This is a genomic window from Paenibacillus sp. ACRSA (genome assembly GCF_022346845.1).
In the GTDB taxonomy this organism is placed as follows: Bacteria; Bacillota; Bacilli; order Paenibacillales; family Paenibacillaceae; genus Paenibacillus.
The window spans coordinates 40,317-53,999 of record NZ_JAKRNP010000006.1; the positions used below are offsets into that span (position 1 = coordinate 40,317).

Annotated in this window: 7 protein-coding genes; 2 read left to right on the forward strand and 5 right to left on the reverse strand. The window is 45.4% G+C overall.

The features are described 5' to 3' along the window. Positions 1-240: 240 nt before the first annotated feature. Both yhbH and MH215_RS17980 read left to right on the forward strand, forming a co-directional pair. Positions 241-1,407: a sporulation protein YhbH gene (gene yhbH / locus MH215_RS17975; RefSeq protein WP_056698424.1), complete on the forward strand. Its 1,167-nt coding sequence runs from the start codon at positions 241-243 to the stop codon at positions 1,405-1,407. Next, positions 1,404-2,840 (forward strand): SpoVR family protein, encoded by a 1,437-nt coding sequence (locus MH215_RS17980; protein ID WP_239292242.1) that lies wholly within the window; start codon positions 1,404-1,406, stop codon positions 2,838-2,840. Before yhbH ends, MH215_RS17980 begins: the two co-directional genes overlap by 4 nt. Before the next feature lie 193 nt (positions 2,841-3,033). Here the strand turns inward: MH215_RS17980 and MH215_RS17985 are convergent, their stop codons facing one another. From MH215_RS17985 to MH215_RS18005, 5 genes are all read right to left on the reverse strand, one after another. Beyond that, positions 3,034-5,496, reverse strand: a complete 2,463-nt coding sequence (locus MH215_RS17985) for a bifunctional diguanylate cyclase/phosphodiesterase (RefSeq protein WP_239292253.1) — start codon at positions 5,494-5,496, stop codon at positions 3,034-3,036. Between the two features lie 290 nt (positions 5,497-5,786). After that, the gene (locus tag MH215_RS17990; RefSeq protein WP_239292255.1) at positions 5,787-9,080 is read right to left on the reverse strand and encodes an endo-1,4-beta-xylanase; all 3,294 of its coding nucleotides are present in this window, start codon (positions 9,078-9,080) and stop codon (positions 5,787-5,789) included. A 218-nt stretch (positions 9,081-9,298) separates the two neighbouring features. After that, positions 9,299-10,303 (reverse strand): LacI family DNA-binding transcriptional regulator, encoded by a 1,005-nt coding sequence (locus tag MH215_RS17995; protein ID WP_239292257.1) that lies wholly within the window; start codon positions 10,301-10,303, stop codon positions 9,299-9,301. A 135-nt stretch (positions 10,304-10,438) separates the two neighbouring features. Beyond that, positions 10,439-11,437, reverse strand: a complete 999-nt coding sequence (locus MH215_RS18000) for a globin-coupled sensor protein (RefSeq protein WP_239292259.1) — start codon at positions 11,435-11,437, stop codon at positions 10,439-10,441. 238 nt (positions 11,438-11,675) lie between these two features. Then, on the reverse strand, positions 11,676-13,571 hold the full coding sequence (locus MH215_RS18005; protein WP_056698442.1) for a PrkA family serine protein kinase: 1,896 nt from the start codon (positions 13,569-13,571) through the stop codon (positions 11,676-11,678). Between the last annotated feature and the right edge of the window lie 112 nt (positions 13,572-13,683).

Consider the following 13,683-nt stretch of genomic DNA (forward strand, 5'->3'; position numbering starts at 1 on the left):
CTTGTTCCCGCTTTTTGTAAATTATCGCAATGAAATCGTGCTACAACATGTATTCCAATCAAAATAGTCTAAAATGGCCTTAACGTCCCACAGGATGCGACTATTCCGAATGATTCAATGCTACTCGCTTCATAAATGTATCATTTTATATGCTCTCTCATCACATATCGTCCCCGCCCGTGAATATACTTAATTACCGACAGGCCAAACTGTGCCGCGTAATCAATGGGGGGTGCCTACATGTCAAATTCACACCAGCCTTACTCGTTCGTCGTATCCCGGGAAGATTGGTCGCTTCACCGCAAAGGGTACCAGGACCAACAGCGCCATCAGCAAAAGGTTAAAGATGTCATTAAGCAAAATCTTCCGGATCTAATCACGGAGGAAAACATTATCATGTCTGATGGAAAACAAATCATCAAGGTACCAATCCGCAGTCTGGATGAGTACCGTTTCGTGTATAACTACCAGAAGCAAAAACATGTGGGGCAAGGTGATGGTGACAGTCAGGTCGGTGACGTCATCGGTCGTGATCCTGCGTCGCAGAAGCCAGGAAAAGGCGAAAAAGCCGGCGATCAGCCCGGTCATGACATCGTGGAAGCGGAAGTTAGCATAGAGGAATTGGAAGATATGTTATTTGCAGAACTGGAGCTTCCAGATCTGAAACAGAAGGACAAAGATCTCATCGAGACACATACGGTCGTGTTCAACGATATTCGCAAAAAAGGAATGCAGTCTAACATTGATAAGAAACGAACCATTTTGGAGAACTTACGCCGAAATGCAACAACGGGCAATCCCGGTATTCATCACATCAGTCCTGACGATCTGCGGTATAAGACGTGGGAAGATAAGATCATTCCACAATCCAACGCTGTCATTATTGCGATGATGGATACTTCAGGGTCGATGGGCTCCTTCGAAAAATACTGCGCACGCAGCTTCTTCTTCTGGATGACTCGTTTCCTGCGTCGTCAATATGAGAAGGTCGAAATTGTGTTTCTTGCTCATCATACCGAAGCGAAAGAGGTCACCGAAGAGGAATTCTTCACCCGTGGCGAGAGCGGGGGCACCATCTGTTCCTCCGTATATATGAAAGCACTGGATATTATTGATTCACGTTACCCTCCTTCCAGCTACAACATCTATCCTTTTCATTTCTCTGACGGGGATAATCTGACCTCTGACAACGAGCGTTGTGTGAAGCTGATCGGTGAATTGATGAAACGAAGCAACATGTTTGGTTATGGCGAAGTGAACCAATACAATCGCAGCAGTACACTCATGTCTGCTTATCGCCATATCAAGATGGACCAGTTCATGTATTATGTGATCAAAGAAAAAGGCGAAGTATACAAAGCTTTGCGCAGCTTTTTTCAGAAACGTGAAGGAGGCAGTGTAGGATGACCGATGAAATCCGTGACCTTGAATATGCCATTGCCGAAATTATGGAGATTGCCGATGGATTCGGCCTAGATTACTACCCCATGCGTTACGAGATTTGCCCGTCAGACATCATCTATACCTTTGGTGCCTATGGCATGCCTACTCGTTTCAGCCACTGGAGCTTCGGTAAAACCTTTCATAAGATGAAGATGCAATACGATTTTGGACTCAGCAAAATATACGAGCTTGTGATCAACTCTAACCCTTGTTACGCCTTCTTGCTCGACGGAAACTCCCTTATTCAAAATAAACTCATTGTGGCACACGTGCTTGCTCACTGTGACTTTTTCAAAAACAATGCCCGCTTCTCTAAGTCAAACCGAAATATGGTCGAGAGCATGGCAGCGACAGCCGACCGGATCAGCAACTATGAGATGGAATATGGTACTGAGGCCGTGGAAGCCTTCATCGATGCTGTCATTGCCATTCAGGAGCATGTTGATCCACAGCTCATCAAGCCCCGTCAATTGGACAAACAACGTTACATGGAAATGAAGATACGTGAACAGCGTGGAGAGAAAGCGCCTAGACCCGAAGGACGTTATGACGATTTATGGGCTCTGGATGATAGACAGGAAGAGGCAACTCCTACAGATGGAATTAAAGTCCATCACTTCCCACCTGAGCCGGAAAAAGATGTGATGTGGTTCATTCAAGAGTTTTCCGAAGTGTTAACCGATTGGCAGCGGGATATCATGAGTATGATGCGCGAAGAAATGCTTTATTTCTGGCCGCAGATGGAAACCAAAATCATGAACGAAGGCTGGGCTTCGTACTGGCATCAACGCATTATACGCGAATTGGATCTCAGTAGTGAAGACACCATTGAATTCGCCAAGTTGAATTCCTCTGTGGTGCAGCCGTCCAAACAAAGCTTGAATCCATATTATCTGGGACTTAAAATATTCGAGGATATTGAGCACCGATGGGATCATCCATCTAAGGAAGAGCGGGAGCGTTTTGGACGCAAACCGGGTATGGGTCGTGCCAAAATGTTCGAGGTTCGTGAATTCGATTCAGACACCTCGTTTATCCGCAATTACATGACCAAACAATTAACGGAAGACCTTGACCTATACGTATTTGAGAAAAAGGGCCCAGACTGGAAAATCACCGACAAGTCTTGGGAAAACATACGCGATCAGCTTGTATTCTCACGCGTGAACGGCGGCTCTCCTTACCTCGTTGTTCAAGACGCAGACTATTTGCGAACCGGCGAGCTTGTCCTCAAACATCAATATGAAGGCATTGAGCTGGATCTTAAATATATGGAGCGCACCCTCCCTTATCTCTACAAGCTATGGGGGCGCACAGTGCATCTGGAAACCCGTGTAGAGGATAAACCAATCTGGTTCACCTATGATGGCAAGAAGCACCATCGCAAGTTTCTGTGAGATGTCCTCACTTTGATTACTTAATGAACCCGAATGGATTTAATTATTCACATTCTTTTTTAATCCAATATGTATAATCAACAAATAAAGCGGCAAGTCCCTGTAGAATAACGGGGACTTGCCGCTTGGCATGATGTTATAAAAATAGAAATATAGCTAGTGAAGCCTCAATCCCACAATTTCAAAACCAATTCTAAGATTGATCTTCTAACCGCAGTGGAACAAAAAAGTGATGCTCGACCTCTTGAGCTGGCAAGGGGCGACTGAAGTAATACCCTTGGATCTCTTTGCAGTCATTCTGCATTAAAATATCCAATTGTCCCTTGGTCTCAATGCCTTCCGCAATAACTTCCATCTTCAAATGCTGAGCCATCGAGATAATCGTTGCGACAATCGCCTGATCACTCCGATTCTCCGTAATATCGGTAACAAATGAGCGATCAATCTTCAATTTATGGATTGGATAATGCTTCAAGTAGCTGAGCGAGCTGTATCCTGTACCAAAATCATCAAGGCTGATCTTCACACCGAGCGAGGTAAGTTCGTTAAGAATTTCGGCAGATACAGAAGCGTCCATCATCATGCTCTCTGTAATCTCCAGTTCTAGATATTTGGCTTCCAGCCCAGTCTCAAGCAGCGCATGTTGAACCTGCTCTAACAGGTTAGCCTGATGGAATTGCAGGCTGGATAAGTTAACCGAGACTGGAATGAGTGGCCCACCAGCTTCATGCCATTGCTTCATCTGTCTGCAGGCTTCCCGCAGCGTCCAGTTCCCAATCGCATAGATCATACCTGTCTCCTCAGCGAGTGGAATGAAGACATTCGGTGGCAGAATTCCTTTGTGTGGGTGGTTCCAGCGAATAAGTGCTTCCACACCAATCATCCGGCTGTCCTCCGTCCGAATCTGGGGCTGATAATACAACACCATCTCATCGCGTTCCAGCGCCTTACGCAGATAGCCTTCCAGTTCAATTCGCTCATACAACTCTGAATCAAGTTGGGTGGTATAGAATTGAAAGCCATTCTTGCCGTTTTTCTTCACTTCATACATAGCGGTATCCGCATGTTTCAATAAACTATCCGCTTCCGTACCATGATCGGGATACATCGCAATTCCAATACTTGCGGTAACATAGAAGTCATTCTCTTTTAGACGGTATGGTAATTGAATCGCACTGACGATTCGCTCTGCAAGCTCAGCCACGCCAATCTCATTCCTCTGATCATTAGCAACAACTAATGTGAATTCATCTCCGCCCATACGAGCTAGCATAACATTATCCTCGGCTTTGGAATCCCAGGCTTGCATCGCATCCATGATCCGATCACTAACCTCTTGCAAGAAGATATCTCCGATGGAGTGACCCAGCGAATCATTAATCATTTTGAAACGATCAATATCCATCACCATAACTGCAAATTGTTGACCTGTTAATTCAGAGGAGGCAATAGTTGCGGCCAGTACATCATCCAGCTTTCGCCGGTTGGGCAACCCTGTAAGTGAATCATGCAGAGCTTGATGAAGAATGTGCTCCTGTGCCTGCTTCTCCTCTGTAACGTCCTTGATTAAAATATGACTGCCCATATGATTCCCCTTGATCAACACAGGCACAACGCTAATATGCAAATCTCGCAACCGCCCATCCATGACCCTCATCGTTGCGTTGTAGTTCTGCTGATCCAGACAACCCTCTCCCCAAGCCACATCCTGCATATCGTTTTGCCAATAGATTTCAACATGTTCGAGAGTATGATCAATACGCCGATTGATCACCTCTTGCTCTTCATACCCTGTTATACGAGTAACGGCAGCATTAATGCCTTTGACGTAACCTTCTCGATCCACAGAAATAATAGCATCGGAATGGTTGTGATACAGCGCTTGGTACCATTGTTCATTCTCATGGATACGCTGATCTTTTTGAGAGAGACGTTGATTGAAGAAAATACCGAATAACGTAAAGCCCAACGTAACAAACGTGCCAGCTGCAATTAAATAAGCGAGCATGTCGGGGTTCATCTGCATGCCTGAGTGTTTTACCATGACATGTCCATTCTGAAATTGCGCGGCAGACATCCCCGTATAATGCATTCCCGTTATGCCAATCGCCATAATAAGTCCACTGCCCAGCTTGTACGCCCAGGTCGAACGTGAATGTTGATGCCTGAAAAAAAACATAAGCCACAGTGCAGCAAAGGAAGCCGCTGCCGCGATCAATATCGATAAGATCACCTTAGACAGCTGATACATAATTGAAGCGGACATCGCCGACATCCCCACATAATGCATACTGCTGATCCCGACGGTCATGAGCAAGCCGGCAACAATGAGCTGCCTCATCGACACTGACTCCCGGCCAGCGATATGCAAAGCTACACCAGATGCAACGATGGCAAGCAGAACTGAAAGTGTTACTCCACCCATTGAATAGGAAACGTGCATCGGGAGGGTGAAGGCCAACATGCCCACAAAATGCATTGACCAAATCCCTAGTCCCATCGACATCGCGCCACAGGTGAGCCACACGTTTCTTGGCATCCCCTTCGCCAAGCTTACCCGCCCTGCAAGATCAAGCGCCGCGTACGAAGCTACTGCTGCAATAACGTAAGATAAAATAACAAGTTCCGAGTTGTACGTTCCATGTATGTGCTCCACTCCGTCTTTCCTTTCAACCGGCAAATGTCTTGTATGTATGTTAAAAGTAAAAAAAGAAGCGAGTGCTCTGTCCCGGTGACAGGCACTCCCTTCACTTCATTTGACTTGTAACCACAAACTCCAGCAAGCGGATACATCACGTATCCCTAGCTATATGCACATCTGAAATCCGTTTAATATTGATGTATATAGTCTAATCGTCCTACTCCCGAAAATCAACACTTATTTCCATATCTATTGTCTGCCAATTCATTGAATCGGACACGAATTATGCTTCATCTCATGCTTTATCATTTGCGAACGAGCAGCAGGTTACCAAATCCGGAGGTATCTCGATATGAATTGCCTGAAACATCACTCCAGATGGAGACACTACTACGTTTGCCTTCACCTGTGCTATCGTCATTCACTTGCAGATCGAATCCGATCCACGGTGCAGTATGGGTCGACACCAGATCTAATGGAATGGCTGCTTCTACAACGTAACCTGCATTCGTCAGACGTGTATAAGAATGAAACCGATCCTGAAGGGCATTGCCTCCAAAAGAAGTTTCATTATCATAATTGATTCGATATTGAGCATCATCCTCTTGATAAAACGAGGTTTTGTTATGATTGGGATCCACAAAAAATTCAATGGAATCCTGCTCATATGCATTCACACTAGCTTTGCTACGCAGGGGGTCTCTGACCTCAGCGAGTACATACAAATATTGTTCATCCCATAACAATTGTGCTGTCGCTGTTGCCCCAGAGTTCCCAAGAACCCACACATCCGTTTGAATGGAAGCCGCCTTTTTCCATATACGATCCTTCTGACCATCTAACACGGGTGTACCGTACGTGACCTTCGTATGTTTCAGGGTACTGCCTAATTTCAATCTGCCACGATTCCCTGGTTCATTCGGTTGTTGATTATTGACATCGTTCCAGACGACAACGGAGGTGTGACCATCCGCCTGCTGATCTTGAATTCGATAATCCATAGACAACGTTTTGCCTTCAGCAAGTACAGAGGCTGACAATGGGATAGCTGCATAAATGATATACCCCGTCGATGTCTCTTTTACTTTGTATAACTTATGATCCTTCCCTTTGCCGCCATTTCGTTCAAATGTATACTGCCCATTCACAGGCTTAGGTTCTTTTTTCTTCTTGGAAGTCGGATCAGCCGCCCCTCCGTCTGTTGGGTCATTCAATTCTTCTTCAAGGAACACCTGCACCTGATCTCCCTTGTGTCGGGAGGTGTCTTGTACTTCTATGCGAAGATTTACCTTTTTATTATCCCACAGCACGCTTGCTTGCCCCGTAACATCCGATGTACCTTCTACGCGATGGGAAACTTGCACACCTTTTACGGCTCCCCATAGCACATCTTCCTGTCCTTTGCGATCCGGCGTAGCAGGGCTAGCCTTGTTCGCTGTCCATTCGTTCCGAACCATCGGCAGTGTTGTCGTATCAACCAATGCCCAGTAAGCGGGTTTCGCTTTCAGTTTCCGATCAAATAAAAGTGGTGCATCTTTACGCCCCTGCACGGGATGATTATCCAGCCATGTTCCATCATCCGCAAGCCCCCAGACGGTTACGCTGTCCAGCACTCCGCGCTGATCAAACTCCTGAAACAGATCGAACAATTCCTTATACCGGTATGCCTGCTGCATCATTAGTTCATCTGTGACTGGTTTCTCCTGCTCCGATGAACCCGAATAAATAGACACATCCAGTTCTGTCACTTGTATATTGACCCCTAGAGCAACAATTCGCTCAAAAGCTTCACGGATTTGCTGTACATTCGGCCCATACATAGACACATGCATTTGGAACCCAACCGCATCAATCGGTGTACCTTTTGCGAGCAGCTTTTCGACCAGTTCCACCATATCATTCAGTTTATTAACGCTACCTTCCAGCCCATAGTCGTTGATGACCAGCACAGCGTTAGGATCAGCTTCGCGTGCATACCGGAACGCCAGTTCAATGTAATCACTGTCATCACCGTCACCATCTACATCACCAATGATATCTCTCCACTTGGAACCACTTGCCTCATTACGCAGACCTCCTCCATCCGAGATGACCTCATTGACAACGTCCCAAGTGTGAACTTTGCCCTGATATCGATGCATGATTGTCTGAATATGTGTCTTCATCCGTGCAAGAAGTTGTTCCCTAGTCGCTGGCTGTGATGCATCATCTGGACTTGTAAAAAACCATTCGGGGACTTGGCTATGCCATACTAACGTATGACCTCTTACCCGCATATTGCTGTTCTCGGCAAACTCAACTAATCGATCGGTGTCCGACCAGACAAACTCACCTTCACGTGGTTGCATCGCATCGATTTTCATAAAATTACCCGCGGTGATGCTGTTGAAATGCTTGACTAACAACTGTGCATGTGGATCTTGTGGATTAAGAGCTGGCAAGTCAATAGCTGCCCCAACGTCATAAGATGTTCCGAGCGTACTTGCTAGATTTGGAATGTCCTGTTCAATTTCTAGCGAGTCTGCCGCTGTAATAACAACATCATCAATGTAAAATGGAATCGTATCCGTCTCTGTCACATTTACAGACGATTTCCACGGGGTTTCCGCATAGAATCGAAAACCGGTAATTCCACTACTTTCACTTGGAACGACGACATCCGCCTCAATCTTCTTCCATTGTCCCTGGGTTAAACTTGTTGAAGCGAACGTAGTATATTCTCTGGTTGAGCTGTCGTTATGATACTCCTTCTCCAAGGAACCATTAATGACTTGAGTGGCTGGCCCTTCATCATACATCGCCCAAAAGGAAATATGCACGGTGCTTCCCTTCTCCAAGTGATTCAACACCTCGATGAGCGGTCCATGAAATGTTTCTGTACGGGAGGACGTCTTCAAGCTACGCGTGCTGTTATGGCCAGTGCCTGTGACAACACTCAGCTGCTCAGAACCTCGCGGGCGCCATTCTCCCACCTGATTATTCTCAAAATTGGCTGCAAACAGCTGTTCACCAGGTACACTTGGATTCTCAGGCTCCGGTGCAGCAGTTACCCGTCGTAATTGGAACGAATCCAACAGATAACTACTCGTTGGGTCATCACTCTCTAAGTACAATAGCAGGTCTGTTCCTTGCTGATAGCTGTACTCTCCCTGTAACTTAACCCATTCCTGATCAGTTACAGAAATAGCCGTATTCACTTGATCATATTGTGCAGCCTGAGTACCTTCACGACGCTCAACGGTAAATTTAAGATTAGCCGGTGTCGTCCCAGGCAACAGCTTCACATATCCTGTTATTTCATAGACAGCGTGTTTCTCCAATATATTCGTTACGGATAAGGCAGGTCCATTCCACGCTGCGGTTCGGCCTGTTGTCTGGAGAGCATGTGTTCCTTCATACGCATCCTCCTCTGTCACGGCCAGCGTAACGTTGCCTCTAGGTGCCCACCCTTGGGATGTGCCCTCTTCATAAGAATGAGACAGTAATAATTCATCCTCATCTGCTGTCTCGGCACTTATCTTTCCCGGACTCGTCAAAGGCAGCAAACTGATGACCATGACCATTGTTAAGCACAAGCTCCACCATTTTCGATAACGCATCCCATTGCCTCCTTCGTATTTTTTTTATACATCAATGCTTTTGTAAACACTTTCATTATATAGACTACTAAAGGATTTAATTACCATCTAGTTCCATTTCCACTGCTAACATCAGCAACCTCAGCAGCAAATACACTCACCTACAGATAAGGTATAACTTCTAATCACATACAAAAAAAGAACAGCCATTGGCTGTCCTCTTTTTGTCCTTATGTCACCTACTCAGGCACAGGTGCTGTTGTATGACGAATGACCAGATTGGAAGGCTCCGTAACTACTGGAGGTGTATAGTCTGGATTCTCGATCATAGCAATCAGATACTCAATCGACTTGATACCGATCGAATATATATTTTGATTAATCGTCGTTAGTCCAGGCTTGAACACCTGTGCATAGTATGTATTGTCGAAGCCAATAACAGATATGTCTTCAGGTACACGCAGACCATGCCGTTCAATTTCTTGAATTGCTCCAAATGCGGACATGTCCGAAGCACAGACAATGCCAGTAGGATGATCCTTCAGGGCTAATAGCCTTCTCGCTGCTTTACCTCCACCATCAAAAGAATAATCACATTCTTCCAAGTAGATGGTTGAATACGGGATCTCACAGCGTCGCAGCCCTTCTTTGTATCCGTCTAGTCTCAGGTTCGCTACCGCTGAACCTAATGTCCCCGAAATATAGGCAATCCGGCGGTGCCCCAGCTCAACTAAATGTTTAACACTCATGCCAATAGCATTCGCGTTATCCGTTGTGATATATCCAGCTCGCTTCCCGAACAAATCCGTATCCACAAACATCGTTGGAATCTCAGCATGAACTAGCTCTTCAATACTTTTGTTTTCTCTTCCTTCACCAAATACAACAACACCATCCACATTACGGCTCCGGCAATGCTTGATGAATGAATAGCCAGGGTCATCGAAACGGGTAGATAAACGAACAAGATCATAACCGCTGTTCTCCAGCGCTGTCTTGATCCCTTCCAACAATTCCGATACAAATGGGTTGGTAAACGGTACGGTTAAGAGTACGCCTACTGTCCAAGAGCGACGTTTAACTAATCCACGTGCGACCACATTGGGTTGATATTTTAATAGTTCGATGGCTATATTGACTTTTTTTCGAGTTTTGTCACTTACATCAGGATAGTCATTCAGCACTTTGGAAACGGTTGCAACAGATACGCCCGCTTCTTTGGCCACATCATGGATAGAAGCCATCTGATCACCTCAACCTCTTATAAATCCCCTGTCTCCGGCTGCTTTCGCTAACGCATCGGCAGGTTTGTCTACCCATTATAGCTTAAAACAGCCAGAAACGGTAATACCGGTTCCAACAAGTGTATTATCTACAGCTTAATGATCCAGTTTCTGCAGATCCACTGCCAATTTCTCCATCGTTGTGGCGAATACAGCCAGCTCTTGAGAACGGGATGCTTGACTGCGTGCCCCCTGAGACGTATGTTCTGATTCCTTCTGTACATGACTGAGTTTTTTCATGATCTGATCTAGATTAGCCTGAATCTTTCCTTGTGCATCACGAGAACTCGCTGCAAGCTTACGCACCTCACTCGCGACCACTTCGAAGCCCCGACCGAACTCCCCAGCATGAGCAGCTTCAATTGCTGCATTCAATCCAACAAGGTGACTCTGATCTGAAATTTCGCGGATGAGCTCCCCCATCTTACCGATCTGTTGCATTTCTCCTGTTAACTCTTCCAGCAGCTCATGTGCTTGATCCTGGGAAGCTGCCGTTTGCATAGCGACATCAGAGATCGCTCGTGCATTTTCATTCAGTTCACTGATCATCCCTGTCAGCTGTTGTGTAATTTGCGTAATGGCCAGCAACGTATTTTGTTGATCCGCCGCAAGATGATGCAGTTTTTCTTTTTCTTTTTTCTCATAGGCTTCCAGTACAAGCTGAGAGTCTAGATTGAACATTTTGCTAAGTGCTTGAATGATGGGATGCCATGACTCAGGAATGACCTGCTGGAAAATGGTTGTCGCAATATCAAGATAGACCATATATGTACCTAGATAATAATCTTCAGACAATCCAATTCGTGAGTGTACCAGCCCAATCTCAATACGTTGGTTAATATAAGCGTCGTCCACGACACCGTCCGTCATTGATAACCAATACATCCGTTGTGTTTCTTTTAGTCGGTCAATGTTAGAGAATCGAGCAATCAGATCCACCAGTTCAGGATAGTTGCCTACATGTCTGTAAAAGTGATCAACAACTTCATTTACCACTTTCTCAAAGACTGGCCGGTGAGCGGCAAGTAATTGCAAATCTTTGCTTGTCAGTCCAATATAATCGAGTTGTTTCTGTCTTGCTGCAGCAATACTCATAGTGATGTAATCGACTCCTTAGTAACCAATAAGAAACTTTAATTTCTAAATATTGTATAGATTATAGACTAAATGACCTACTTTTTCATAAACCATTAGAACTATTTTGTCATAAATTTGTACAGGATTGTGATTAAACTCACTTCATTTCTATGTAAAGCATGTAAAAAGGCTCTTAATCCTGCCGTGAAGGAGCCTCACAGCAGACATTAAGAGCCTGATCCGGAATGGTCTGATATTAGCGATTCAATAAACTACCCACATAGCGCAGCAACTCATTTGCACTCGCCGCGGTGTAGCCATGTTCCTCAATTAATCGCTTAATGACTTCGTTCATTCGTTTTAATTGTGTCGCATCCGGAGTCTTCGTTGATGTCGTAATTTTGACAATGTCCTTCAGATCGGCAAACAGCTTTTTCTCGATCGCTTCGCGCAGGCGGTCATGGCTGCTATATTCGAACTTACGCTCCTTGCGGGAGTAAGCCGAGATTCGGATCAAAATCTCTTCCCGGAACGCTTTTTTCGCATTTTCAGAAATACCAATCTGCTCCTCAATCGAACGCATCAAGCGCTCATCCGGATCCATCTCCTCATCTGTCAATGGATCTCGAATTTTGGACCAATTGCAAAAGGCTTCAATATTATCAAGGTAGTTCTCAAACAATGTTCTTGCAGATTCCTCGAATGAATAAACAAACGCTTTTTGTACCTCTTTCTTGGCAAGCTCGTCGTATTCTTTGCGAGCCAGAGCGATAAAGTTTAGATACCGCTCACGCTCTTCTTTGGAGATAGAAGCATGCTGGTCCAAACCGTCCTTGATTGCCCGCAGAATGTCCAGCGCGTTAATGCACTGAAGATTTTGTTTAATCAAAGCACTGGATATCCGGTTGATGACGTACCGCGGATCGATTCCCGACATCCCCTCATCCAAATACTCATTCTGCATTTCACGCAAATCTGCTTCTTTGTATCCTTCAACTTCCTCACCATCGTACATCCGCATTTTCTTAACCAGATCCATGCCTTGTTTCTTGGTTTCTTTCAAACGTGTAAGTATCGAGAAAATGGCTGCTGTCCGCAGAGCATGCGGCGCAATGTGAACATGCTTCATGTCACTTTGTTGAATGAGTTTCTCATAAATTTTCTCTTCCTCAGACACCTTCAGATTGTAAGGTATCGGCATTACAATCATCCGGGACTGCAGCGCCTCGTTCTTTTTGTTGGATATAAACGATTTGTACTCCGATTCATTTGTATGTGCGACTATCATTTCATCTGCACTGATTAACGCAAATCGTCCAGCCTTGAAGTTACCCTCTTGCGTTAACGATAACAAGTTCCAGAGGAATTTCTCATCACATTTCAGCATCTCCTGAAACTCCATGAGTCCCCGGTTTGCTTTATTTAATTCCCCGTCGAATCGATAAGCACGTGGGTCAGACTCTGAACCGAACTCGGTAATTGTAGAGAAGTCGATGCTTCCTGTGAGATCTGCGATATCCTGAGATTTCGGATCAGATGGACTGAATGTTCCGATCCCTACCCGGTTATCTTCCGAAATGACGACTCGTTCCACCTTCACGCGGCTAATATCTCCGCCGTATTCTGTACGAAGCCGCATCTGGCAGGAAGGGCATAGGTTGCCTTCAATTCGAACACCTATTTCCTTCTCTACTTCTGGACGAAGCTCCAGTGGAATGAGATGTAAAGGCTCCTCATGCATTGGGCATCCCTCAATGGCGTACACTGCACCTTTTTCTGTACGGGAGAACTTCTCCAATCCACGTTTCAGTAACGTCACCAGCGTAGATTTCCCTCCGCTGACGGGTCCCATAAGTAATAATATCCGTTTACGTACATCCAATCGGCGTGCTGCTGAATGGAAATATTCTTCGACTAGCTTCTCAATGGAACGATCCAAGCCAAAAATCTCTTGCTCAAAAAACTTGTATCGTTTTTGTCCACCCACTTCTTCCACGCCGAATGATTCAATCATCTGATACACTCGTGCGTGAGCCGTCATTGCCGGAGTCGGATCTTCTCTCAGCATTGCGATGTAATCCTCAAATGTTCCGTTCCATGACAAACGGTCACTCTCTGCCCGATGTTCCGCAACGCGTTCAAAAATATTCATGCTTGGTACCTCCCATGGCTCCTTTAGTGTGATTGTCAACCATTCCGAATGGTATGAAGAAATCAATAGAATTGCGGCTCCTGCTTGAATACTCATCTGCGGTCCGGATTAG

What these genes read in the sequence shown, in the direction of transcription:
- yhbH (WP_056698424.1), top strand. Translation starts at nt 241, where the DNA reads ATGTCAAATTCACACCAGCCTTACTCGTTCGTCGTATCCCGGGAAGAT.
- MH215_RS17990 (WP_239292255.1), bottom strand. Translation starts at nt 9,080, where the DNA reads ATGCGTTATCGAAAATGGTGGAGCTTGTGCTTAACAATGGTCATGGTC.
- MH215_RS17995 (WP_239292257.1), bottom strand. Translation starts at nt 10,303, where the DNA reads ATGGCTTCTATCCATGATGTGGCCAAAGAAGCGGGCGTATCTGTTGCA.
- MH215_RS17980 (WP_239292242.1), top strand. Translation starts at nt 1,404, where the DNA reads ATGACCGATGAAATCCGTGACCTTGAATATGCCATTGCCGAAATTATG.
- MH215_RS18005 (WP_056698442.1), bottom strand. Translation starts at nt 13,571, where the DNA reads ATGAATATTTTTGAACGCGTTGCGGAACATCGGGCAGAGAGTGACCGT.
- MH215_RS18000 (WP_239292259.1), bottom strand. Translation starts at nt 11,437, where the DNA reads ATGAGTATTGCTGCAGCAAGACAGAAACAACTCGATTATATTGGACTG.